Origin of the sequence: Streptococcus parasanguinis (genome assembly GCF_016648925.1) — a bacterium.
In the GTDB taxonomy this organism is placed as follows: Bacteria; Bacillota; Bacilli; order Lactobacillales; family Streptococcaceae; genus Streptococcus.
Map to the genome: position 1 here is coordinate 41413 of NZ_JACLQX010000011.1, position 23486 is coordinate 64898.

General features: G+C 43.7%; 21 protein-coding genes and 1 riboswitch. Of the genes, 2 read left to right on the top strand and 19 right to left on the bottom strand.

Going from position 1 to position 23486, the window contains the following annotated elements; all coding sequences use genetic code 11:
• Positions 1-2: 2 nt before the first annotated feature.
• From aac(6') to H7T97_RS05660, 13 genes are all read right to left on the bottom strand, one after another.
• Complete coding sequence (gene aac(6'), locus H7T97_RS05600; RefSeq protein WP_002912789.1) at positions 3-431, bottom strand: aminoglycoside 6'-N-acetyltransferase; 429 nt, start codon at positions 429-431, stop codon at positions 3-5.
• A 389-nt stretch (positions 432-820) separates the two neighbouring features.
• Positions 821-2179, bottom strand: coding sequence for a 23S rRNA (uracil(1939)-C(5))-methyltransferase RlmD (rlmD, locus tag H7T97_RS05605; RefSeq protein WP_201089668.1), 1359 nt, complete (start codon positions 2177-2179; stop codon positions 821-823).
• A 62-nt stretch (positions 2180-2241) separates the two neighbouring features.
• Complete coding sequence (locus H7T97_RS05610; protein WP_201089670.1) at positions 2242-3555, bottom strand: LCP family protein; 1314 nt, start codon at positions 3553-3555, stop codon at positions 2242-2244.
• A complete protein-coding gene (gene pheA / locus H7T97_RS05615) occupies positions 3552-4406 on the bottom strand; it encodes a prephenate dehydratase (RefSeq protein ID WP_155167784.1) in 855 nt (284 codons plus the stop codon). Before pheA ends, H7T97_RS05610 begins: the two co-directional genes overlap by 4 nt.
• Entirely contained in the window at positions 4397-4882 is a 486-nt protein-coding gene (locus tag H7T97_RS05620; protein WP_155167785.1) for a shikimate kinase, read from the bottom strand. Before H7T97_RS05620 ends, pheA begins: the two co-directional genes overlap by 10 nt.
• Entirely contained in the window at positions 4875-6158 is a 1284-nt protein-coding gene (aroA, locus tag H7T97_RS05625; protein WP_201089673.1) for a 3-phosphoshikimate 1-carboxyvinyltransferase, read from the bottom strand. The genes H7T97_RS05620 and aroA overlap by 8 nt, the downstream gene beginning before the upstream one ends.
• Positions 6159-6330: 172 nt before the next feature.
• A complete protein-coding gene (locus tag H7T97_RS05630; protein ID WP_049518204.1) occupies positions 6331-6669 on the bottom strand; it encodes a YlbF/YmcA family competence regulator in 339 nt (112 codons plus the stop codon).
• A 100-nt stretch (positions 6670-6769) separates the two neighbouring features.
• Positions 6770-7876 (bottom strand): prephenate dehydrogenase, encoded by a 1107-nt coding sequence (locus tag H7T97_RS05635; protein ID WP_201089675.1) that lies wholly within the window; start codon positions 7874-7876, stop codon positions 6770-6772.
• Positions 7877-7892: 16 nt separating this feature from the next.
• Positions 7893-9059 (bottom strand): chorismate synthase, encoded by a 1167-nt coding sequence (gene aroC, locus H7T97_RS05640; protein WP_201089677.1) that lies wholly within the window; start codon positions 9057-9059, stop codon positions 7893-7895.
• A gap of 7 nt (positions 9060-9066) precedes the next feature.
• On the bottom strand, positions 9067-10140 hold the full coding sequence (gene aroB / locus H7T97_RS05645) for a 3-dehydroquinate synthase (RefSeq protein WP_201089679.1): 1074 nt from the start codon (positions 10138-10140) through the stop codon (positions 9067-9069).
• A gap of 162 nt (positions 10141-10302) precedes the next feature.
• Positions 10303-11175, bottom strand: coding sequence for a shikimate dehydrogenase (locus tag H7T97_RS05650; RefSeq protein WP_201089680.1), 873 nt, complete (start codon positions 11173-11175; stop codon positions 10303-10305).
• Complete coding sequence (gene aroD / locus H7T97_RS05655) at positions 11165-11842, bottom strand: type I 3-dehydroquinate dehydratase (protein ID WP_003014374.1); 678 nt, start codon at positions 11840-11842, stop codon at positions 11165-11167. Before aroD ends, H7T97_RS05650 begins: the two co-directional genes overlap by 11 nt.
• Positions 11839-13002: a class I SAM-dependent rRNA methyltransferase gene (locus tag H7T97_RS05660; RefSeq protein WP_003014386.1), complete on the bottom strand. Its 1164-nt coding sequence runs from the start codon at positions 13000-13002 to the stop codon at positions 11839-11841. Before H7T97_RS05660 ends, aroD begins: the two co-directional genes overlap by 4 nt.
• Before the next feature lie 230 nt (positions 13003-13232).
• Here H7T97_RS05660 and H7T97_RS05665 point away from each other — a divergent pair, with 230 nt between their 5' ends.
• Positions 13233-15392 (top strand): LTA synthase family protein, encoded by a 2160-nt coding sequence (locus H7T97_RS05665; RefSeq protein ID WP_201089682.1) that lies wholly within the window; start codon positions 13233-13235, stop codon positions 15390-15392.
• Between the two features lie 52 nt (positions 15393-15444).
• Here the strand turns inward: H7T97_RS05665 and pulA are convergent, their stop codons facing one another.
• The 4 genes from pulA to H7T97_RS05685 all read right to left on the bottom strand — a co-directional run bounded on the left by pulA (position 15445) and on the right by H7T97_RS05685 (position 21516).
• A complete protein-coding gene (pulA, locus tag H7T97_RS05670) occupies positions 15445-17754 on the bottom strand; it encodes a type I pullulanase (protein WP_201089684.1) in 2310 nt (769 codons plus the stop codon).
• Positions 17755-17832: 78 nt separating this feature from the next.
• Entirely contained in the window at positions 17833-18795 is a 963-nt protein-coding gene (locus H7T97_RS05675; protein ID WP_045759326.1) for a diacylglycerol kinase family lipid kinase, read from the bottom strand.
• Positions 18796-18804: 9 nt separating this feature from the next.
• Positions 18805-20763: an NAD-dependent DNA ligase LigA gene (gene ligA, locus H7T97_RS05680; RefSeq protein WP_201089686.1), complete on the bottom strand. Its 1959-nt coding sequence runs from the start codon at positions 20761-20763 to the stop codon at positions 18805-18807.
• 243 nt (positions 20764-21006) lie between these two features.
• Positions 21007-21516, bottom strand: coding sequence for a QueT transporter family protein (locus H7T97_RS05685; RefSeq protein ID WP_195423054.1), 510 nt, complete (start codon positions 21514-21516; stop codon positions 21007-21009).
• Positions 21514-21619, bottom strand: a riboswitch (PreQ1 riboswitch). It overlaps the preceding gene by 3 nt.
• A gap of 28 nt (positions 21620-21647) precedes the next feature.
• Between H7T97_RS05685 and H7T97_RS05690 the strand changes: the two genes are divergently transcribed.
• On the top strand, positions 21648-22091 hold the full coding sequence (locus H7T97_RS05690; RefSeq protein ID WP_021153029.1) for a GtrA family protein: 444 nt from the start codon (positions 21648-21650) through the stop codon (positions 22089-22091).
• Between the two features lie 25 nt (positions 22092-22116).
• Here H7T97_RS05690 and H7T97_RS05695 read toward each other — a convergent pair whose 3' ends face one another.
• Together H7T97_RS05695 and H7T97_RS05700 are read right to left on the bottom strand one after the other, a co-directional pair.
• Complete coding sequence (locus H7T97_RS05695) at positions 22117-22824, bottom strand: B3/B4 domain-containing protein (RefSeq protein ID WP_201089688.1); 708 nt, start codon at positions 22822-22824, stop codon at positions 22117-22119.
• The gene (locus tag H7T97_RS05700; protein WP_070589239.1) at positions 22821-23285 is read right to left on the bottom strand and encodes a MarR family winged helix-turn-helix transcriptional regulator; all 465 of its coding nucleotides are present in this window, start codon (positions 23283-23285) and stop codon (positions 22821-22823) included. Before H7T97_RS05700 ends, H7T97_RS05695 begins: the two co-directional genes overlap by 4 nt.
• Positions 23286-23486 lie beyond the last annotated feature (201 nt).

Genomic DNA, 23486 nt, shown 5'->3' on the forward strand with positions numbered 1-23486 from the left:
AATTATAATTTCTTCTTAAAATGAATAATTCTATTTGCCTCCTGAAATCCAATATTGAGATGAAATCTTATAGAATCCGTATTCGTTAAAGTACAGTCACTTGCAAATTCCTTACATCCTTTATTTTTCGCCCATTCCTCACATTTTGTACAGAGATTTTTAGCAATATCCTTTAAACGATATTCCTCGTCGACAATAATCCCTTCTAAGAATCCAACAGGACTATATTTACAACCTTCAACATAATCAAATCTGAGTGAACATAGTGCTAGACCTACAATTGTGTCACCTTCAACTTCAGTAAAGATTGCAGTATTTTTGCCATTCGTATATCTTTTTACTTCATCAATAGCTTCTTTATCGGTCAATTGGGGCCATAATTGTTTCATTAGTTTAGCCGTTTTTATAGAATCTTTTGTTATTCCATCCATATTGATGTTCCTCCGCAAATTACAAGAAAATGTTTCGAATCATGCCGTTACTTTGTTACTCATTGATTGATACCAATACCATCCCCTTCTACTTTTCGACTGTCTCAGATCGGAAGAGCAAAGCCACACACTCGGCGCTTCGCTGTTGCCGTATCATCGCGTCGGTTTCCCTCCTCATTCTACGAGTACTATCGCATGGGCGGAACATCTCCTTCTACTTCGCTGATGCCTCAGCTCGTACAAGCAGTGATACCGCCTCAACATGATGCGTTTGTGGACTCAAAAGGTTCAGTGAACCTTTTGAGGATTATCTGCATTTTACCAACAAGCTTACACATTCGACGTGATGTGTTTGTGGGACTCAAAAGGTTCAGTGAACCTTTTGAGGATTAGTTGCGTTTTATTAACAAGCTTACACACTCGACGTGATGCGTCTGCGGAAACAAATCCACCGGCTGGACTTTCTTCAATTCGTAGCCCAACACTTGATAGATTTTGATATCACGCGCCATGGTTGCGACGTTACAGGAGATATAGGCGATGCGGTCAGCGCCTGTTTGGGCACTTGCTTTGATAAAGCTTTCGGTCAAGCCCTTGCGTGGTGGGTCGACCAGGATGGCAGTTGGTTGGATGCCTTCCTTGAGCCAATTCTTCATGGCATTTTCTGCCGTATCACAGACATAGTGGGCATTGGTGATGCCATTTAAGCTGGCATTCTTCTGGCTATTTTCTACTGCTTCGGGGATAACTTCAACACCATAAACTTCCTTAACATGCTTAGCGACAGATAATCCAATAGTTCCGATTCCTGAATAGGCATCGATCACCACATCGTCTTCTCTTAACTCCGCAAAGTCAATGGCTGTCTGGTAGAGCTTCTCTGCCATTTCGGTATTGACCTGATAAAAGGCTGGTCCAGAGATTTGGAAATCATTTCCCAACATTTGATCCGTAATATAGTCTTGACCGTAAAGCGTACGCCATTCTTTTCCAAAAATGGCATTGGTATTCTGGTCATTAATATTTTGCATAACAGATTTGATGGCTGGGAATTGCTTGATCAGCTGCTCGATCAACTGGTCCACACGGAACACCTTGGGACGAGTGGTGACCAAAATGACCATGATTTCTCCAGAATGATGTCCTCGACGAACGACAAGGTTCCGAATCAGGCCAGACTGTTCCTGCTCATCATAGGGCTTGAGGTCAAAACGACGAATCAAATCCCGAAGAGCCAAGACCACTTGGTCAATGACGGGATCTTGGATATAAAAGTCTTCAATCGGCATCAAATCATGAGAGTTCTTCCGAAAGAAGCCTGTTTCGACCTGACCATTGACACGACGAACAGGGACTTGGGCCTTGTTGCGGTATTGAACAGGATGGTCCATCCCCAAGGTCAGGGGTACTTCGATATCAGAGATTCCTGCCATCTTGTAGAGGCTATCCTTGACCTGTTTGGCCTTGAATTTCAGCTGCTCCGGATAAGCTAGGTGACCCAAGTCGGCGATTCCGCTTCGTAAATAGGCAAGATCCAGCTCTTCATTACGATGAGGGGATTTTTCTAAGTACTCCTCTACTTTTCCGTAGCCGATCTTTTTGTTGACTTTAAGCACGCGCATGCGGATCACTTCTCCTGGTAGGGCATTCTCCACAAAAAAGACCAGGCCATCGACCTTAGCCACTCCTGCTCCTTCGTGTGTCAAATCGACAATTTCAACCGTTACAATTTCATTTTTCTTTAACATCGTTTTCTATCTTTCTACAAATTAAAAGGGGTGGAGTCCAAAACTCCTATCCCCTTATTATATCATCTCAGTCCCATTTGGTACAATTTCTTTTTATAAGCATCAAAATCGACCAGCAGGCCTTGGCCACCATACATATCGTAGGCATCGACCCAATCCCCATTTTCTGGGATGGTCACTCGTTCAATTCCTTTTCCAGCACTTCCGACTAGTCCAAGTCCATTGGTCAATAGGAAAGAGAAAGGAACATTGGTAGACGTCATCGCAAAGACTTTCCCAAGGGCTTCCGATCCCGTAAAGAGTTTGGTTGGATCCTTGATCTGATGCATGATAGCGGACATGACCTCTTGTTGGCGACGGGTCCGACCAAAGTCTCCTTCATCATCCTTGCGGAAACGCGAGTAATTGAGAAGTGTCCGGCCATCCATCCGTTGTTTTCCAACCTTGATGGTTTGCTGCGGAACGACACCGTCTTTCATGTTCAAATCATCTGGTACTTCTACTTCACTGACCTTTTCGCCATCAACCGTTGAAAATTGCGCATTCATCTCGACCCCATTTGGGAAGAGGGTATCGATCGCTGTCGCAAAGGTCTTGAAATCGACCATGGCGTAATATTGGATGTCAATGTCAAAGTTATCTTTGAGCATCTGACGGACCAATTCAGCCCCTTGGTTGTTATTTTGCTCCCCGATGGTGAAGGCCGTATTGAGCTTCTGGTCATAGTAGCCATCATATTCAGGAATATTTTGCTGGCTGACACCATCGATATGGACCAGTGTATCACGCATGAAGCTGACCATCTTGATCTTACCTTCTTTGTTATTGACATTGACCACCATGATGGAGTCTGTCCGTGTCTCATCTGACTTCTCACCGATCCGCCCATCTGTCCCCAAGATCAGGATATTGACCCCATCTCGCGACTTCTTGCCATTAAATTTCTCAACGACAGCCGGTTTGGCATCTGGACCTGTCGGCTTGCTGTTCAGGCCTTTCACAAACATGAAGACCATGCCACCGATAATGAGCAAGAAAAAGAGAGCAAGCCACTTGAGAATCCGTTTGACGCGGATCTTTTTCCGTGGTTTCTTAGGTATATCGCTCGTCGCAGCAACTGCTTTCTTCTTAGACTTTTTGCTACGTGATTGGTAAACAGGAAGGTCACCAATCGGTTCAGTAATCTCCCCTTGCACTTCTTCTGTAGCGTCTACCTCAGGTTGAAGGGCTTCTGCTTCCTCATAAGCTCCTTGGCTCTTCTTGAGCAGGTAATTGTATTCTAGTTGTTCTCGTTCATTTAAATAATGAAAATTTGAGTATAAGTACTCTAATCGCTTTCGCTCGTGGTGAGATAGAAAGTTGGATTCGTTACTCATCTTTTCTCCATTCCGTTATCTTTTAAGGTATAGACCTGATACTGACCCAAGACTTTTGTCTGAATGCCCAAACTGTCTAATTCTTGATAGGCAAATTGCAGAAGATCAGGCGCTTCGTTTAGGAGGTCAATAATGAAAAAGTATTCTCCTAAAGCTGTTTTTAGGGGGCGACTTTCAATCTTGGTTAAATTGATCCCCCGCCAAGCAAAAGTAGACAAGCCCTTATAGAGGGCTCCTGCCAAGTTACTTGGTAAGGTCAAGGCCAAGCTAACTTTTTGAAGGGCTGGACTTAAAGTTTCTGAGATCGCTGGCTCTTTGGCCCCTAAAATCCAAAAACGTGTATAATTGTCCTCGATTTCTTGGATGTCTTTGGCCTGGACTTCCAAGCCGTATTCACTGGCTGCTGCCAGAGGGGCAATCGCTGCAATTTCCAAGTCTGGATGCTCTGCTACATAGCGAGCCGCATAGGCTGTTGAAGCCGTCATTTCCATAGCCGCATCTGGATAATGGGCTCTTAAAAAAGCCTTCCCTTGGGCCAAGGCCTGTGGATGCGAATAGACCGTTCGAATGGGCCGGTCTTTTTTAGCCACCAAGAGCTGTTGCTTGATGGGATAGACCACTTCTGCAACGGCCTGGATGGTCCCTTGGTGAAAGAGGTAATCAAGGGTCTCATGGACACTGCCTTCAATCGAGTTTTCAACTGGGACGACTGCAAAATCAATTTCTTGATTCTCATAAGCCTTGATGACATCTGTGATCGTCCGATAGGCGATTCGTTCAGAAGTTGGAAAGCTATGAGTAACCACATCATGAGTAAAGGATCCCTTGGGACCAAGATAGCCTACAAGCATCGAATGATCTCCGCAATTTCTTCAGGTGTTTTGTCCTCGACATCCACAATATGGGTAGCAATATCCTCATACAAAGGCAAACGTCCATCAAAAATCTTCTTGAATTCTTCTTTGGTGTGGTTTAAAAAGAGGGGGCGTTGCATGGCTTTGTCATTTTGAATGCGGCTGTACAAGGTTTCAAAATCTACCCGCAGATAAATGTTGTGAGGATTTTTTTCCAAGAGTGCACGGTTATGAGGATTGACGACAATCCCTCCACCAGGGGAAATAATGGCTGCCTCGTTTTCCAATAAACGCTCCAGCATTTCAGCCTCGCGACGACGAAAGGCTGCTTCTCCTTCCACTGCGAAATAGTCATTGATCGACATGCCGATTTCTTCAACAATTAATTCATCCATATCATGGAATTTTGGATCAAGAATGCGACCAACGGTCGTTTTACCTGTTCCCATAAAACCAAGTAAAATTTTAGCCATGCAGTAAGGTCTCCAAATCTTCAAAAAAACTAGGGTAACTGGTGTTAATGGCCTCTGCCCGATCCAGCATCACATTTCCTTCACTCACCAATAAGGCAGCAATGGCAGCCATCATCCCAATCCGGTGATCTCCAAAGGTCTCTAAGTCAGCTCCATGTAGGGGAGTCGGTCCAGTGATGATCATGCCGTCTTCCGTTGGCACGACATTGGCTCCCATAGCATTGAGGCTATCTGCTACGACCTGGATGCGGTCCGTTTCTTTCACACGAAGCTCTTCAGCATCCGCAATCACGGTCTGACCATTTGCTTGTGTCGCTAGTAAAGCAATAATCGGCAATTCATCAATCAAGCGTGGAATCAACTCCCCATCAATCCGAATCCCTTTTAAGGACGAGGTCTTGACAGTGAGACTTGCAGAGACCGCTTTTTCATCGCGATCCTCAATGGTGAGATCTCCCCCCATTTCTTGAATCACTTCGAGAATCCCTGTCCGCGTTTGGTTGATGCCAACATTTTCAATCTTGATCACACTCTCTGGCAGAATGAGGCCAGCCACTAACCAAAAGGCTGCACTGGAAATATCTCCAGGAACGATGACTGTTTGACCTTGGAACTCTTGTCCACCTTGGATGCGGATGGTTTTTCCATCCACCTGGATCTCTCCACCAAATTGGCGAATCATATCCTCCGTATGGTCACGCGTCTTTTCCTTCTCGATAATCGTTGATTCACCCTCAGCCTGTAAAGCTGCAAAAATGAGAGCAGACTTAACTTGGGCCGATGCGACTGGCAAACGGTAATGAATGGGTTGAAGCTGATGCGTCCCTTTTTCATGCAAAGGTGGGCAATCGCGATCTCCCTGACCAGAAATCTCTACCCCCATCTGACGCAGTGGGATCGCCACACGATCCATGGGCCGTTTGGAAAGACTGTCGTCTCCAACCATGGTCACAGCAAAATCCTGACCTGCTAGGACACCTGAAATCAAACGTATAGACGTTCCTGAATTGCCCATATCAAGGGGAGCGGTCGGAGCTTGAAGACCCTGAAAGCCTACCCCTTGAATCCGAATCACATCCCCATCATCTTGGATAGAAACTCCCAAGTCTCGAAACACCTGGATGGTAGAAAGCACATCTTCGCCTCGCAAGATATCATAAACCTTGGTTTCGCCTTTTGCAAGACTTCCAAAAATAATGGAGCGGTGACTAATCGACTTATCACCAGGTACGCGAATGGTGCCCCTGAGGCCCTTGCTATTGGTTTTTAATTTCATTGCCTTCTCCAGAGTGCTTTTCCTCATATTCTATCATAATTAGGGCATGAATTCAATTTTTGATCCAAAATTTGGAACAAAAAACGAATGTTTCCAAGCTTTTTTTGCGTTTCTTTTCTTCTACTGGCGAACGAAAATACCAGAGTCGAAATTACAACTCTGGTAGAAATTTCTACTTGTATAAATCTTGAATCGGCTCAAAGATGATCTTTTCAAGATCTGCAAGATAAATAGACAATTGTTGTTGTTTGGTGAAGAATTCATTCACAATCGGACTTGCTTGGATTTTTTCCATGTAGTCCTTCATTTCTTGTTGCACAGCTTCTGTTGGAAGTTGACCGGATTGCATCAAGCCTTGTAGTTGATTTTGGAAAGCGACGTATTCGTCAAACAGCGTTTTCGCTTCTGGATTCGCTTCGATCGCTTGCTTGCTTTCTACGACAGCCTTATATTCAGGAAGGTCTCGAAGGGTGCGAGAGAGTTCATTTGCTAGATCATAAATATTTGTCATTTTATGGGCTCCTTTACTGATAAGATACTTCTATTATACTGCTTTTCCCTCAATATTCCTAAAATGAAGCAGGGATTTTGACGCAAATCCTTCTTTAGATCTAGCGAGCAAGGACGGTATAAGATGTCGCCTGGCTGATCAATGTTTGAGCCCGCTCTTGATCCTCTGCATTTTTAAAGGTCAGCTGCAAAATCCCGTGGATATCTTCACGATTCTCTTCATTGATGTGAATATTGACCAAAGAAATCCCTTGTACAATTTGCAAAATCTCAAGAATGACGCCTTCCTTATCTGGAACATCGATAAAGAGATCATAGGCACTATCGCGTCCAGCACGCTGATGGATCTGCATTTCTTTTCGGTGCTTCCGTCCTTCATGGAAAAAGGACCAAATAGCCTCTTCGTTATCTGCTTGAATGGTCTCAGCCACCTGATCCAAACGGTCTTTGAAATCTTCAATCCGCTCTAATATCGCTTGAGGGTTGGACAAGAGAATAGAAGTCCACATGCTTGGCTCACTTTCCGCAATCCGTGTCATATCCCGAAAGCCACCAGCCGCAAAACGGCGGGTCATTTCATGCTCTTCCCCATAAGCTACGGCCTGCTCGACCAGAGTGGAGGCTAAAATATGAGGAAAATGGCTGATCTGGGAAGTCACTCGATCGTGTTCCGCGGCATCGATTTCAATAAAGCGGGATCCCAATCCACTCAGAAGCTCTTTCAACTCTTCCATGGCACCTCCTGTCGTCAAGCTGGAAGGAGTAAAAATATAATAGGCATTTTCAAATAAGGTTGCATCTGCCGCTGCTGCACCTGTCTTATGACTACCAGCCATGGGGTGTCCTCCCACAAAGCGTACGGCCTTATCTGTAAATACCTTTTCAGCTTGTGCAACAATTTCTGCCTTGGTAGAGCCTGCATCAGTCACCAGTACCTGGTCTTTCAAATTCAGGCCAGCTAAGGTTCCTAAGTAAGACTTGGTTTGCTTAATCGGAAGCGCCAAAATAATAATATCCGCTAAAGGGGCAAAGGCTGCGAAATCATCCGTCACTTGATCAACCATTCCTCTTTCAAGGGCGATGTTTCGAGAGGCTTCACTACGATTGTACCCAAAAACGGTCACATTTGGGTGGGCCCTCTTAATGCCTAGCGCAAGTGAAGCACCAATCAAGCCCAACCCTGCAATATAAACAACTTTCTTCTCCAAAGGAAAACTCTTTCTCTTAAAAATTCTTAGTAAATTCTCGGTGATTAGCAACGGCTTCTTTCAATTCTTCCAAGTTATCGGATGAGAATTTTTCAAGCACTTCTGTAGCAAGGACTGTTGCGACCACTGCTTCCATTACCACTCCTGCAGCTGGTAGAGCCGTTGGGTCGCTGCGCTCAACTGTTGCCTTATAAGGCTCATGAGTTTCAATATCCACACTCATCAAAGGTTTGTAGAGGGTCGGAATAGGTTTCATGACACCACGAACCAGAATGGGCTCACCATTGGTCATGCCCCCTTCAAAACCACCAAGATTATTGGTGCGACGCGTATAGCCAGTGTCCTGAGACCAGATGATTTCATCCATGACTTGACTACCTTTTAGGCGACCTGCGTCGAACCCAAGACCAAACTCAACTCCCTTAAAGGCATTGATAGAGACCACTCCTTGAGCGATTTTAGCGTCCAATTTCTTGTCCCATTGCACATAGGATCCTAGTCCAACAGGCACACCCCCAACCAAGGTTTCCACAATTCCCCCGATGGTATCGCCATCTTTTTTCACTTGGTCAATGTAAGCCTTAACGGCTTCTTCTTGTTCTGGCACCACGATCGAAACTTCCGACTGACCTGCCTTTTCCTTGATTTCTGAAACGGTTAGATTCTCAGGAATTGCAATCTCGATTCCCCCAAAATTAACAATGTGGCTGGCTACTTCAACGCCGATCTCTTCTAAAATCCGTTTAGCAACTGCACCAACGGCTACACGCATGGTCGTCTCACGGGCAGAAGAACGTTCGAGCGAATTACGAAGATCGTCAAAACGGTATTTGATCCCTCCGACTAGATCGGCATGACCAGGACGTGGCTTGGTGATCTTACGCAGATTTTTCTTTTTCTCGTCGACCGGTGCTACATTCATGATCTCCAGCCATTTTTGGTGATCCAGATTGGTCACGTTCAGAGTAATCGGACCTCCCATGGTCAATCCATGACGGACCCCTGATGTGATCTCAACACGGTCACTCTCGATTTTCATCCGAGCACCGCGGCCATAGCCACCTTGTCGACGTTTGAGCTCTTTATTAATATCCTCTTCAGATAAAGGAAGGCCTGCCGGAACCCCCTCGATGATGGCTGTTAGTCGAGGCCCATGGGACTCTCCTGCTGTTAAATATCTCATACCGACCTTATTCCTTTCTTTCTAAAAAGTCCTTCATTTCTTGAAGAGGGATTTGATGAATCGCTGCTTGTCCTAACTCTGGAACAATTACTAATTTCAAGTTCGTCCCACGCGCTTTTTTGTCATGAGTCAAGGCTTGATAAAGGGCTTCTTTATCCCAGTTCTCATAGGTCACCGGAAGGCCAAATTTCCGGCACATTTCTTCGATTTTTTGAGTGATTCCCTTTGGCATCAGGCCCTTTTCTTCTGCAACTCGGGACAACTGTACCATGCCCATACTAACGGCTTCCCCATGCATAACCTGTCCATAACCAGCTGTCGCTTCAATGGCATGCCCGATGGTATGACCAAAATTGAGATACAGTCGAATACCATTGTCCAACTCATCTGCCACCACATGGTCTCGCTTCACCAGGCAAGAATGAGAAATGATGCTCTCTGCATGCTCTAAAATACTCTGGACAGAACCATCCATGGCTTCCAATTCTTCCCAAAGTTCCGTATCTTGGATGAGGCCGTACTTGATGACTTCGCCCATCCCCTCGATCAATTCACGTTGCCCTAAAGTGCTTAACACTTCAGGATCAATAAACACACCATCTGGTTGAGCAAAGGTCCCTACCATGTTTTTAGCAAGTGTTGTGTTGACTCCCGTCTTTCCTCCGATAGAAGAATCCACCTGTGCAGTCAAGCTAGTCGGGATCTGAACAAAGGAAATTCCCCGCATATAGGTCGAGGCAGCAAAACCAGCCAAATCACCAACTACGCCACCCCCAAGAGCAACGATTCCATCACTGCGCGTCATGCTCTGGGTAGCTAGAAAGTCATAGACTTTTGAAACAGTGGTTAGATTCTTACTGGCTTCCCCTTGAAGAAACTCAAAGCGCACCACTTGAAAACCAGCTTTCTCAAGGCTCTTCTCTACGATAGAGGCATATAGCTTAGCCACGCGGTTATCGGAAATAATCGCGACTTTTTTATCGCTCCAAAGAGTGCGCAACCAGTCTCCAACCTGGTTAAGACCACCTCTTTCAATCACAATATCATAGGAATGTCCTGGAATAGGTACCGATACGTTCATAGGAATCTCCTTCACGTTTTTCTTTGATTCTATCTTATCATGAAATAGGGCACATGTCTCAATCAAAATGAAAAAGAGACTAGAGCAAGACTGTTTTTTAAAAAATCAGTTCCTGTTCTAATCTCATAAAGCTTTTTCAATAGGAAAAGGTAAAACCCTCTCTTAGTCACATACAAATTGGCGATATTCTGTTGTCAATGCTTCCCATACAGACTCTGTAGGAAATACTTTCCCAGTCATTAATTCAAAGGCTGCTTCAGCTTGATAAAAGAGCATTCCCAGCCCATTTTCCCTCTGGTTTCCTTGATTCACTGCTAATTGCAGAAAGGGGGGCACTGCCGGATAGTAAGCCATCTCTACGATTAAGGCCTGTGGGGGAAAGGTCAAGTGACTCGCTATCGGAAGAGACTGACCATCCATCCCAACACCAGTCGCATTTAAGATGAGATCGGCTTGATTAAAGGAGCTTTGAACGTCTTCATCTTTCTCAATCGCATACAATTCTATCAAGAAATCAAAGCCTTCTTCAATCAACTGAACTATTGAACGATAATGAACCAATCTTTCCTCTCTCACAAAGACAAGGATACGTTTTACACCTAGATGAATCGCCTGTGCAATAATCGCTAAAGCTGCACCACCTGCACCTAAGAGAACCATTGTTTTTCCCTTAATAGAGAAAGCAGGAGGTAAACTACGAAAGAAACCAATCCCATCCGTATTATAGCCTTTAAGTTTACCATCGCGGTGAACGATAGTATTGACAGAACCGATCTTTCGGGCCATCTCATCCACTTCATCTAAGTAAGGAAAGACCTTCTGCTTGTAGGGCATGGAGATATTGGCCCCAATCATATCCAACTTACGAATTTGGCTGATGGTGCTTTCTAAGTCTTCTTCAGCAATATCCCAAGCTAGATAAGCAGCATTGGTCGCTGTTAATTCATAGGCTAGATTATGAATGAAAGGAGAGATACTATGACGAATGGGATGGGCAATGACCGCTGCCATCCGAGTAAATCCGTCAATCTTCATTTAATAACTCCCGAATTCTTCTCATATTTTCAAGAGGAATTTGACCTGGGGCACTTTCATCTCCAACTCTAGCATAAGACCAGGAAGAACCTGTCAAATCAGCTGTCAAGCGCGAAATCTTCCCGACCTTGCCCATGGAAATCGTTACATATTCTTGCTCAGGGTTCAGTGTCTTGAAACCACGCGTATAATTCATCAAGTCAAGAACATCTTGTTCATTGTGGGCCATGACAGATACTTTGACTAATTTTGGAGAAAAGCTGGTCAATTCCGATAAGATCTCCATCATATTTTCCGGAGTTTCTTGGAAGTTATGGTAGCTGAGAACAAGATTTGAAAATTCCAACATCTCTTCAAAGACTTCACGGTGACTATAATACTCGAAATCGATATAATCCGGATGATAGATGGATTGAATATCTTTCAGGATTCCAACATATTCCTCGTTGGTCAGCTCCATCTCTCCCCCTTCAGCTCGAGTCCGCAAGGTGAATAAAATCTCGCGTCCAGCAAATTTTTCAAAAACTGCAGGAGCAACAGTTAAGATCTCGCTTTTTTCTAAAAAGTCCGCACGCCACTCAATAACATCTGCATCCTCGTAACGCGAACTATCTAGTTGTTGCGCCTCTTCTAAGGAGCGAGGCATAATCGAAACAACTAACTTCATACATCCACCCTAATCGTAAATACTTTTAAGTAATTACTACTTTCTTCTTTCTTGTTCCATCGAAAATCTCCCGGAAGGCCGTATTCCGCTACATAGCGATGCTTACGTCCTTGAAATCCCTTTTCGATTTGTTTTTTAAATTTATCTTTGGTCACATTTGCCGCATTGGTACTGAGAATCAAGGTCCCACCTGGATTTAAAATCTCGAGGGCCTCGCTCACCAACCGATGATAGTCTTTAGCGACTGAAAAGGTCCGTTTTTTATTTCGCGCAAAGCTAGGCGGATCGAGTACGATCACATCATAGCTTAGGTCATGGCGTTTGGCATATTTGTAATAGTCAAAGACATCCATCACGACAAAACGATGAGCATCCAGCGCCAAGCCATTTGCCACAAAATGCGCTTCTGATAATTCTCTACTTCTCTTAGCCAGATCGACCGAAGTTGTCTCAACTGCTCCACCCATTGCCGCAGCAACAGAAAAGGCCGCCGTATAAGAGAACATATTGAGCAAGGACTGTCCTGCTGCTATGCCATCGACCAAGCTACCTCGGACTTCATGTTGATCCAAAAAGATCCCCGTCATCAAGCCATCATTGAGAAAGACTTGGTAAGAGACCCCATTTTCCAGAATCAAAAATTCTTGCGGAGCTTCTTCTCCATAGACATGAGCCGATTCATAGTCCAAACCTTTAAAGCGAATCTTTTCATAGCCACCTCGGACTTCTGAAAAAGCTTCTTGAAAGGCTGCTAGAATGGTTTCCTTGATCTGAAATACGAAAGAATTGTACCAAGAAAAGACAACAAACTCACCATACAAGTCAACCGTGAAGCCACCAAAACCATCTCCCTCTTGGTTAAAAAGACGAAAGGCTGTCGTCGTTTCATCCGCATAATAAGAACGACGGTATTGCTTGGCTTTGATGAAAAGCTTTTTAAAAAAGTCTTGATCAAAAGCGACCAACTCTTGTGAAACAAACCATCCAATCCCTTTATTTTGTTCAGATAAGTATCCGACCCCGAGGGATTGTCCATCTCCTGAAAGCAATTGAACCGCTTGATCAAAAGCGGGAAGTGAGTCAAAATCTTGCTTTTCAAGAAGAGATTGTCCTTGTTTAATTTTTGTTGCGACTTGGCGACTGACCGTGAGTTTTTTCATACCCTCTATTATAGCAAAAGTCTGTGTTTTTCACAAAGAGAGGCTTTATTTACTGGAACTTTTTTTACCATTTTATCCTAGCTCTCATCATTTAGCTTTGAACGATATAAAATACCGTATCTCTCCTATTTCTTTCCTCTTCTTTACAGTCATTTTTTTCTTTCTCCATAAAAATGTGGTATACTTGTATATGAAAATTTTTAGGAAATAAGACAAGGAAGTAACATTTTGTGAAAAAAATTACGAATTCGATACTCAATTTCATGAGTACCAGACTAGGATTTGTCTTGACCCTTCTGCTGCTCTACTGGTTCAAAACCATGTGGGCCTATTCAGTTGATTTTAATTTAGACATTCAGGGACCTTATCAGATCTTTCTAGCAGTGATCAACCCATTGCCGATCAGTTTGCTCTTCATCGGTCTAGCACTCTATATCAAACCTACCAAGCTCTTTTATAGTTTGGCTTTTGGGATCTACCTTCTCTTATTTATCTGGTTGATTTCCAATTCCATTTATTATCGAGAATTTACAGACTTTGTAACAGTTAATACCATGTTGGCTTCGAGCAAAGTGTCTGCCGGTCTCGGAGCTGCTGCTTTAGAATTGTTCCGCCCTTGGGATGTGATTTATATTTTGGATTTCCCGATTCTAGCTTTCTTCTTCTTTAAGAAATGGATTCGAATGGATAACCGTCCCTTCAATAAACGAGCTAGTTTTGCGATCACATCTTTGTCTGCTATGCTCTTTTCGGCCAATCTTTTCCTTGCAGAAATTGACCGGCCTGAGCTCTTGACACGTGGGTTCTCAAACTACTATGTTGTTCGTGCCTTGGGTCTTCCAGCTTTTCTAGGATACAGCGCTAATCAAACTTATGTTGCAAACAAAGAGCGTTCTAAAGCCTCTGAGGCAGATCTAAAACCGGTTGAAGAATATATCCAACAGCATTATGCTAAGCCTAATCCTGAGTACTTTGGAATGGCCAAAGGCCGTAATGTCATCTACATTCACTTGGAAAGTTTCCAACAATTCTTGATCGATTACAAGTTGAAAGTAGACGATAAAGAATATGAAGTGACACCTTTCTTAAACTCACTTTACCACTCGAAAGAAACCTTTGCCTTTTCAAACGTCTTTAACCAAGTCAAGGCAGGGAAAACGTCCGATGCTGAGACCATGATTGAAACAGGCCTCTTCGGACTCAACCAAGGTTCCTTTATGGTGAACTATGGTGGAACCAATACCCAACAGGCTGCACCATTTATTCTTTCAAAAAATGGTTACAACTCAAGCGCTGTTTTCCACGGGAATGCTGGAAGTTTCTGGAACCGGAATACCGCCTATAAACAATGGGGCTACAATTACTTCTTTGATGCCAGCTACTTCACCAAACAAAACAGCAGCAATTCCTTCCAGTATGGTCTTAATGACAAATACATGCTCAAGGATTCCATCAAATACCTAGAAAGATTGCAACAGCCTTTCTATACGAAGTTCATTACGGTTTCCAACCACTATCCTTATACAACTAGCTTGTCAGGAGATGATCTCGGCTTCCCTCTAGCTAAGACACAGGACGAAACCATCAATGGCTACTTTGCGACCGCTAACTACCTGGATTCTTCGATCAAAGCCTTCTTTGATTACCTGAAAGAATCTGGTCTTTACAAAAATTCCATCATCGTTCTCTATGGGGACCACTACGGAATTTCAAACTCCCGTAACCCAGCTCTTGCTCCTCTACTTGGTAAGAACTCTGAAACGTGGTCAAGCTATGACAATGCCATGTTGCAACGCGTACCTTATATGGTAGTCGTTCCAGGTATTGATAAGGGTGGCATCATTGATACCTATGGTGGCGAAATTGATATGCTTCCAACCTTGGAACATTTGCTAGGTATTGAATCCAACAAATTCCTCCAAGTTGGTCAAGATATGCTCTCACCAGATCATGATCAAATCGTCGCCTTCCGCTCCGCTAACTACTTTGTAACTCCTGAGTATACAAGCTATAGTGGCCGGACCTATTACACTAAAACAGGTGAAGAAATCACGAACCCAGACGAAAAAACCAAGGAAGAACTGGACAAGATTAGGGAAGCTGCTAACCTTCAATTGAAGATTAGCGATAGCATCCAGACCGGTGACCTCCTTCGCTTCTTCAAGGGCAATGATCTTGGAAAAGTCAATCCAGATGATTATTCCTACACTAATTCCTTCAAGGCATTGAAGAAGATTGAAAAGGAAAAAGGTGACAAATCAACCAGCCTTTATAACCAACGTGGCAATCAGTCCACCGTTGATCTCTTCAAGGCACCTACTTATAAAGAATTGCACCCAGAAGACGATAGTTCTTCCTCAACAGAGACCAGTAGCAGTTCTTCTAAATAAAGAGAATCCCTGAGTTTAAAAACTCAGGGATTTTGTGATTTCTTTAAAAAGATTACGCTTTACCTTCATCTAGGACTTCAAAAACAGAAGCTGTTAAATTCTCCACATAGAATGGTCGTTTATGACGACTATTCCCAACCATCAATTTCAATTTATTTGAATTTTGGAGGTAATATGGAAGTCCGCTGGCGTTGAAGATGACCAAGTACTTCTTGTCTCCTGTTAGTTCAAATATCAGAAGTCCACTACAATTAGTTGCAGATTGGATAAAGACTTGTTGGTAGATTTTATCATAGCTTTCAAGCCCTAAGACAGGAAGACTTGTCTTCAAATTGATCAAGCTTCGGATATAGGCAATTGATTCCTTGTTTTGACTGACCAGATCCCAGTTGACCTGATTCACAAAATCTGGAGCATTGTAGGAATTCATGGCCCGCTCACGATCCAAAGGAGTGATCTCTCCATCAGGACCTGTCGCTACCAATTTAGTCCGCATAAACTCTTGACCCAATTGCATAAAGGTCATACCCTGGAAGAGCAGGTTCATGGCCGTAGCCAACTCTGAGCGCTTGACTAAGCCTGCTACTTCTTCATTTGGATGGAGGGTCTGAAGCAAGTCATAGAGATTATAATTGTCATGAGCCTCCACATAATTCAAAACCTGATTCGGACTTAAATAATGACCCAGCTCTGCACTGCCTAGAACAGCACGCGCAACGATATTCTCTGTTGATTTTCGGCTGACAAAGCCACGTTTGATGGAACCATAAACCTCAGCTCCTTTAATGGCATCGCGCTCCGTGTCGTTAAAGAATCCAATACGTGGCAATTGCGCCGCATTGTCTTTCTTAGCCTTATCCTCTGGTGCGAGACCGGTTCCCATATCCCAACCTTCTCCATAAAGGAGAATGCGAGGATCCAGAGCATCCATCGCCTCCCGAATAGCATTCATTGTCGTCACATCGTGAATGCCCATCAAATCAAAGCGGAAACCATCGATCTGGTACTCTTTGACCCAGTGCGTAAGGGAATCAATCATGTACTTGCGGTACATTTCATGCTCACTTGCCGTCTCATTTCCGACACCTGTCCCATTTTGGAAGCGCCCATCTGGCTCCATCCGGTAATAATAATCGGGCACTGTATTTTGGAAAGGACCATGCTCAGTTGAGTAGGTATGATTGTAGACCACATCTATGACTACCGAAATCCCAGCGTCATGATAAGCCCGGATCATAGTTTTAAGCTCTTTCATGGTTTGTTTGGGATTGGATGGATCCGTTGAAAAACTGGTTTCTGGTGCAGAATAATTCTGAACGTCGTAACCCCAATTGTAGGTCACACGACCTTCTTCATCGTACTGTTTATAGCGATCAGATATCGGCTGTAATTGCACAACATTGACCCCTAACTGACGGATATAATCAAAGGCAGTCGCATCGCCATGGCTATTGACAGTTCCTTCTTGGCAAGCCCCCAGATAGGTCCCACGCAAAGACTCGTCTACACCTGATGTCGGTGACTTGGTCAAATCCCGAAGGTGCATCTCATAGATCACTGCTTGACAAGGATTGTCCAGGCGCCAGGGAGTCGCATCGGCGCCTTTTTTAGTGCCCCAATCAAACTGACGATCTGCTCTTGAGAGAATGGCTGAGCGCATTCCATCGGCTGTCGTTGCAATGCTATAAGGATCGCGCGTCACTTGATTCTGGTGTTCAAAATGCACACGATATTGATAAGCCATGCCACTTAAATTTCCTAGAAAATCTAGAATCCAAACACCGTGGGTGTTTTCTGGATGGTAGCTAGACTCTTGTTTGCCTCGCATCATCGGAATAGTCTTCCAAATAGGCGCATCCAAGTCTGTTGATTGATAGAGCAACAATTCAACTTTCTTGGCAGTAGGAGCCCATAGTTTAAAGCAATACTCCCCTTCTTCCTCCCGATGACCAAGCCAGCCTTGATAAGCCCATTTGGTGTCAAATTCCTTGGCATGGGTCGCCATATCGTAGGCATGAGGCTGACGATGACTATAAGCATGACTCGTCAAAGCAGCTTGCAAAGAATAATAGACAGTATCGTCCCCATCGAGAATCCAAACTTCTCGAACATGCCCTTCTGGTAAGAGTTCGATTTCAAAATCACGGGTTTTGGTGAGCCAATCTCCCTCTTTAACCAAGACATGACCCCGGTTCAAGGCATCCTCACTCTCATATACCAGATTTCCCTCTACTCCAAAATAATCTAACTTGGAGAAAGAGACTGATTTTCCTTCTACTTGATCCTGCCATTGCCACATATCATAGGCAAAATAATTTCCTTTTTGCTTATGAAAATGAAGCTTTACATGGTATTGTCGCATAACATTTTCCTATTTCCAATTTGATACCGAAGGAACCATTCGCACGTGAAACACGTACATGGTTCCAACTATTTGTTTTTATTCTTCAGATGTGTGAACCAAAGCATCGTTGTTGATTTCATCAATATTTGCAAAGAATTCCAAGTGATTATGAAAGACTTCCAATTCAACTGGAGTATCTCCCCCATATTCGCCATCTAGATTGATGCGGAATGGTTGAGCATTTTTCCCTAACATTTCGATCGACAACTTCTTGGTCTTAAGATATTCTACATTTTCATCGTGCACATGCTTGCCTCCATTAATAGCCTGAATCATCAAGGACAACATGTTAAAGAGATTGGCAGTCTTGACGATAATCAAGGTAAAATTTCCATCATCGAGCTTAGCATCTGGTGCGACACTTTCAAAACCAGCAATGGAGTTGGTCAAAGCCACAAAAATCATCGAAGCTGGACCTTCAAAAACGCCATTATCGTGTTCGATCCGCACCTTACGAGCCTTGTTTCGCGGCAACATTTTAGCAGCTTCTGCTACATAGGCAAAGTAACCCAAGCGAGATTTAACACTACTTGGAACACTGAAGGTCAATTCTGTCATGGTTCCTGCTGCAGCAATGTTGATGAAATACTTGCTGCCATAGGCACGACCAATGTCCATTTGAATGGTTTGATTCTTTTCGATAATGCGAGCAGCCGCCACAGGATCTCCCATCGGTATCTTCAAGGCACGCGCATAGTCATTGGTGGTACCGGTCGGGATAAAGGCCATCTGCGGACGATTTTCCAGACCTGCAACCCCATTGACCACTTCGTTAATCGTACCATCTCCACCAGCGGCAATGATTAAATCAAAGCCTGCCTTAGCGGCTCTTTCTGCTTCATTTTGGGCAGAAAATGGTTCTGGAGTCGTTTGATAAGCGCTAGTTTCATAGCCCACATCTTCGAGTACGTCCAAGACTTCCGCTATATTTTTCTTGATAATTTCTTGCCCAGAGGTCGGATTATAAATTAAACGGGCTTTTTTGATTCGTTCTACCATAAAGATCCTCTATAAACTTTCAAGCCAGGCCTCATCTTCTACCTGGATTCCTAATTCTTGTGCTTTGGTTAACTTGCTACCAGCGTCACTACCTGCAACGACCAAATCTGTTTTTTTGGAAACCGATCCAGTTACCTTAGCGCCCAGACTTTCTAATTTTGCCTTAGCTTCTGAACGTGTGAGTCGTTCTAGCTTCCCAGTCAAAACGACTGTCATTCCTGAGAGGGCCGCATCAGCAGCGACTTTTTCACCAAGATAAGTCATATTGACACCAGCTTCTTTAAGCTCTTGCAATAGGCGCTTGGATCCTTCTTGTGCAAAATAACGCTTGAGGCTTTCAGCCACGACCATACCGAGACTGTCAATGCTGGCAATTCGTTCTGGATCCGCTGTAGCCAATTGATCGAGGTCATGGAATTCTTGGAGCAAGATTTGACTAACCTTGCTACCAACATGGCGGATCCCCAAACCAAAGAGTAACTTCTCAGCTGAGTTTTCTTTTGAAGCTTGAATGGCTTCATGGAGTTTTTCAGCAGATTTTTCTTTAAAGCCTTCTAAGGTCAAAAGATCCTCGACTGTCAGACGATAGATCCCAGCTACATCCTCTACCAACTGAGCTGCGAAAAGTTTCTCTACAATAGCTGGACCCAAGCCTGTGATATTCATAGCATCCCGACTTGCAAAGTGGTTCAATCCTTCCTTAATCTGAGCTGGACAGAGCGGATTGATACAGCGAAGGGCCACCTCATCCTCGAAATGAAGCAACTCACTCTGACAGCTCGGACAATGAGTTGGAATGGCTAATGCTTGATCAGATACCCGTTTATCTTTGACAACACGCAAGACCGCAGGAATGATATCACCCGCCTTGTAGACGATGACGGTATCATCCTGATGAATATCCTTTTCAGCAATATAGTCCACATTGTGCAAGGTTGCCCTGCTAACAGTGGTTCCTGCTAGCTGGACTGGAGTTAAATTGGCAGTTGGCGTCACAACACCGGTTCGTCCAACGGTCCAATCCACTGATAAGATTTTCGCTTCTTTTTCTTCAGCTGGAAACTTATAGGCGACAGCCCATTTAGGAGCTTTTACGGTAAAGCCTAGTTCTTCTTGAACAGCTAGATCATTGACCTTGATGACGATCCCATCGATATCGTAGGGAAGATCCTCTCGAAGCTGAGCTACTTTTTGGATGAAGTCCCAAATTTGCTCCATATCCTCAGCCAGCACTCGCTCTTGGTTCACGACAAACCCTAAGCGGGCTAATTTCTGAAGCACGCCTTCCTGACTGCTTTGATCCGTCGGACTCACTTCTTGATACAAGAAGGTTGCGAGATTTCGCTTGGCCACGATTTTCGTATCCAATTGGCGAAGCGTTCCTGCAGCAGCATTCCGTGGATTAGCAAACTCAGGCTCACCGTTTTCTTGACGGATCTGATTGACCCGATCAAAGGAAGCCCGTGGCATATAGCACTCGCCTCGAACCGTGATGTTCACTGGCTCTGGTAACACTAAAGGAATGTCCTTGACCCGCTTGAGGTTCTCTGTAATATCCTCACCGACAGAACCATCCCCACGTGTCGCCCCCGTTACGAGGACTCCATTTTCATAGGTGAGGGAAATGGACAAGCCATCAATTTTCAGCTCACATACATAGCTGATAGAAGGAAATTCCTTACGGACACGCTGATCAAAGGCTTCTAATTCTTCACGCGAAAAAGCATCTTGCAAACTATAAAGGGGATACTGGTGCTGGTATTTGGTAAAGCCTTTTAAAACCACCCCACCTACACGGTGAGTTGGACTCTCTGGTAAGATCTCATCTGGATGAGCAGTTTCTAGTTCCACCAACTCCCGATATAATTGATCATATTCACTATCTGAAACAGATGGAGCGTCTTTTGTGTAATACTCGTAAGCATATCGATTGAGTAATTCCACTAATTCTTTCATTCTGGTTTTCATGTTCTTATTTTATCATAAAATCACAATTTAGCCTTGAATTTACTGCATTCTTAGCATGAAAAAAAGGGGCTGGGACAAAAGTCCTAGCCTCTCAATTATTTTTAGATTGTCGAGCAAGACGCAGTGGTTGAGTGGGCTCTACTACGCTGATTTCATCAGCTTTTACAGCCCTACTCAACTGTGCGGAGGTGAGACGACGAAATCGAATTCTAAGGAATTACCGATTTCTGTCCCACTCTCTTCTTATTTTGTAAAATCGATCCGTTTAGAAAGTTGATTGATCACAATCGCTCCAAAAATCAAGGATGCGAATTCACCCAATCCCATAGTCAACCAGTTATAGAAGAATGGTTGGCCTTGAAGGTAGTATAGTTCCAAGGCAATCGTAAACATGGAAATGGAAAAGAAAATCGCAAACAAGAAATGGTCAAACCGAATAAGACCGTCAAACAAGAACTTATTTTTAAAACGACCAAATAGAATGAGTCCAAGTCCTAGGAAGACAAAGGTTGAACCTCCACCAACAAAGACATCGATCCACCCAAAACTAAATAAGTTAGCAATCATACAACCAAGCGTCACCCCAATCAAGTACTTCTTATTGTAAAAAGCTAAGAAATTCATCATTTCCGAAACACGGAATTGATAGCCATAGTAGGCCATAGCGTTGAGAGGTGGGGTAATGGTCAATACGATATAAATCGCAGCAACAATGGCAATTTGCGCCATATCACGAGCAGTTAACTGTTTCATCTATTCTCCTTTAGCGGTTTTCCCGCGTCTAATATGCTTGGCGAAAGGATCTTAAGCACCAAGGGTTGAAGTTTGATTTCTTCAACCTTTCAAGTATAGCATATTTTGAGGTTTTATGGTAGACTGAATTTATGAAAACACTAATTAAAAAATTTTTTGATAATGAGATTTTATCCTATCTATTTTTTGGAGTTGCCACAACCATTGTTTCTGTCGGAACCCGTCTCTTCATCTATCATGTGTCTCGTGATGAACGATTAGCGACAGCTATTGGAAACATTGCTGGGATCCTCTTTGCCTTTGCGACCAACGATACCATTGTCTTTAAACAAGAAAGAAAGGGCTGGTTTCAGCGCTTGATCCGATTTGCAATTGCGCGCTCTGGGACCTTTATACTGGATATGGCCTTGACCGAGATTTTTGTCAAGCAATTCCCAGGAATTATCGGGCAATTTGTCCACAATAACAAAAGCCAGATCAATCTGATTGAAACCCTCTTTGCACAAGTGGCCATTGTGGTCCTCAATTACGTCTTTAGTAAACTCTTTGTCTTTAAAAATAAAAACAAGGCTTGAAACGATTGTTTCAAGCCTTATTCTTTTAAACTTCTATACTTGCTTGCTCTGCACTTAATTGATAGATGGTGCCTTCAACCCCAAAATATTCCTTGGCTAGAGCTTTCAATTCCTCCATAGCTGTTTGGGCTCGTTTGGCCTGCTCCTCGTTGATGGCTTCAATCACCAAAATAGCGTCCTTGGTATCTTCTGTTAGCATAGTCCTTTGAGCCTCACGCCAATTCAAACAACGGCAAACGGCGCCTTCTTGGTCGTAGTAGATGATCTCTCCTTCCAAAGCTGGCGCATCTTCATCAGCTCCTAATGGAAAGAAAGGTTCGCTTCCTTTCGCTTGTCCTAGAGAGAGTCCACCCACCAATTTATCCATATCTTCTCCCCCACAAGGAAGGGCATACGCCATAGACACACTATTGTAAAGATCCACCAAAGGATTAATCGGATAGAATTCACGTCCCTGGTGAACCCGTTTTAAGAGGGCCTCGATGGAAGATCGGGCTCCTTTTTTTGTTTTGAACTTGCTAAAAGCTTGGCGCCACTCTTGAACAAACTCACTCTGGGTATAGTTTACTTCATCGATAAATTCCCATGCTCGCTTGGCACCCTTGTCCAATAATTCTTTGAAATAAGGATCCTTGGCTTCATCTACTGTATTATCAATGCCATACAAAGACATCACTGTAATTCTAGCTGTTGGAAATAAATCCCAAAATGCTTGATCGACTGTCACTTTCATTGCTTTACCTCACTATAATTTCTTTTTTGACCTTTTTTGACTAGCTCCCAATCCAAGGTGATATTCTCTCGAACTCGGATGAGATACTCCTCTAACTGTGCGACTTCTTCTTTGGAAAATCCTTTTAAGGCAGTTGTCTCAGAGTAAAGATGCTCCCCTAAAATGAAGGGGTAAATCTGCTTACCTTTTTCAGTTAATTCCCATTCCTTGATTTTAAGGTTTTCACCCCTTGGACGCTGCTGAATCAGTCCTCGTTCTTCTAATTTTTTTACAGACCTTGCAACGGTGGATCGATCTACTTTCAAGACTTCAGATAGTTCTTCCTGAATCATTCCAGGTTGCTCGGCAATTCGCACCAAGTAGAGGTATTGACCACGCGCCAGATCCAAATCTCGAAATTCAATATTTGCTATAGAATCCAGTGCTCTCGCAATGATGCCTATCTCACGCAAAATACTCATCTCACTCCTCCTTTCCTATTGACAATAGCATAACACATTTTTTGTTGCAAATGCAATAAAAATAGATAAGAAAAAAAGAGGCTGGGACAAAAGTCCTAGCCTCTCAATTATTTTTGAATTGTCGAGCAAAACGCAGTGGTTGAGTGGGCTCTACTACGCTGATTTCATCAGCTTTTACAGCCCTACTCAACTGTGCGGAGG

Bases quoted from the DNA above. Each gene is read 5' to 3' on its own strand.
- rlmD (WP_201089668.1), bottom strand. From the start codon at position 2,179: ATGTTAAAGAAAAATGAAATTGTAACGGTTGAAATTGTCGATTTGACA.
- H7T97_RS05610 (WP_201089670.1), bottom strand. From the start codon at position 3,555: ATGAGTAACGAATCCAACTTTCTATCTCACCACGAGCGAAAGCGATTA.
- pheA (WP_155167784.1), bottom strand. From the start codon at position 4,406: ATGCTTGTAGGCTATCTTGGTCCCAAGGGATCCTTTACTCATGATGTG.
- H7T97_RS05620 (WP_155167785.1), bottom strand. From the start codon at position 4,882: ATGGCTAAAATTTTACTTGGTTTTATGGGAACAGGTAAAACGACCGTT.
- aroA (WP_201089673.1), bottom strand. From the start codon at position 6,158: ATGAAATTAAAAACCAATAGCAAGGGCCTCAGGGGCACCATTCGCGTA.
- H7T97_RS05630 (WP_049518204.1), bottom strand. From the start codon at position 6,669: ATGACAAATATTTATGATCTAGCAAATGAACTCTCTCGCACCCTTCGA.
- aroC (WP_201089677.1), bottom strand. From the start codon at position 9,059: ATGAGATATTTAACAGCAGGAGAGTCCCATGGGCCTCGACTAACAGCC.
- aroB (WP_201089679.1), bottom strand. From the start codon at position 10,140: ATGAACGTATCGGTACCTATTCCAGGACATTCCTATGATATTGTGATT.
- H7T97_RS05650 (WP_201089680.1), bottom strand. From the start codon at position 11,175: ATGAAGATTGACGGATTTACTCGGATGGCAGCGGTCATTGCCCATCCC.
- aroD (WP_003014374.1), bottom strand. From the start codon at position 11,842: ATGAAGTTAGTTGTTTCGATTATGCCTCGCTCCTTAGAAGAGGCGCAA.
- H7T97_RS05660 (WP_003014386.1), bottom strand. From the start codon at position 13,002: ATGAAAAAACTCACGGTCAGTCGCCAAGTCGCAACAAAAATTAAACAA.
- pulA (WP_201089684.1), bottom strand. From the start codon at position 17,754: ATGCGACAATACCATGTAAAGCTTCATTTTCATAAGCAAAAAGGAAAT.
- H7T97_RS05675 (WP_045759326.1), bottom strand. From the start codon at position 18,795: ATGGTAGAACGAATCAAAAAAGCCCGTTTAATTTATAATCCGACCTCT.
- ligA (WP_201089686.1), bottom strand. From the start codon at position 20,763: ATGAAAACCAGAATGAAAGAATTAGTGGAATTACTCAATCGATATGCT.
- H7T97_RS05685 (WP_195423054.1), bottom strand. From the start codon at position 21,516: ATGAAACAGTTAACTGCTCGTGATATGGCGCAAATTGCCATTGTTGCT.
- H7T97_RS05690 (WP_021153029.1), top strand. From the start codon at position 21,648: ATGAAAACACTAATTAAAAAATTTTTTGATAATGAGATTTTATCCTAT.
- H7T97_RS05695 (WP_201089688.1), bottom strand. From the start codon at position 22,824: ATGAAAGTGACAGTCGATCAAGCATTTTGGGATTTATTTCCAACAGCT.
- H7T97_RS05700 (WP_070589239.1), bottom strand. From the start codon at position 23,285: ATGAGTATTTTGCGTGAGATAGGCATCATTGCGAGAGCACTGGATTCT.